Below are 401 nucleotides of genomic sequence, written 5' to 3'. Positions count from 1 at the left end.
TTGCAAAGCAGGCGCTCTCCCAACTGAGCTACACCCCCGTGATGGTGGGCCTGAGAAGAGTTGAACTTCTGACCTCACCCTTATCAGGGGTGCGCTCTAACCAACTGAGCTACAGGCCCGGTATGTTAGTTTAGCTTCGCCAATCTGAATGCTTCGCATTCAGGCGCATTGCCGTAATCCTCATTAAAGAGGGCCAACCCGATGCGCGGGTGGCCTACGTCAAGCTACAGCTTGCCTAAAACAATTTCGAGATTTGGAAGGGATGCGCGGACAGCGCCATGGTCTTTTCTTTTGCTAGAGAGGAGAGAGATAAATCCATCCTCATCCTTGAAAGGAGGTGATCCAGCCGCAGGTTCCCCTACGGCTACCTTGTTACGACTTCACCCCAGTCGCTGACCTTA

At 52.9% G+C, this 401-nt stretch carries 1 tRNA gene and 1 rRNA gene; both read right to left on the bottom strand.

From position 1 onward, the window contains the following. Nucleotides 1-42 precede the first annotated feature (42 nt). Nucleotides 43-119, bottom strand: a tRNA-Ile gene (locus tag FHI25_RS20510). 211 nt (nt 120-330) lie between these two features. Next, nucleotides 331-401: ribosomal RNA gene (locus FHI25_RS20505) — 16S ribosomal RNA — on the bottom strand; the annotation flags it as partial.

This window comes from Thalassospira sp. ER-Se-21-Dark (genome assembly GCF_017922435.1).
In the GTDB taxonomy this organism is placed as follows: Bacteria; Pseudomonadota; Alphaproteobacteria; order Rhodospirillales; family Thalassospiraceae; genus Thalassospira.
Note: the sequence above shows the minus strand (reverse complement) of the source record. Positions and strands in the feature narration are given on the sequence as shown.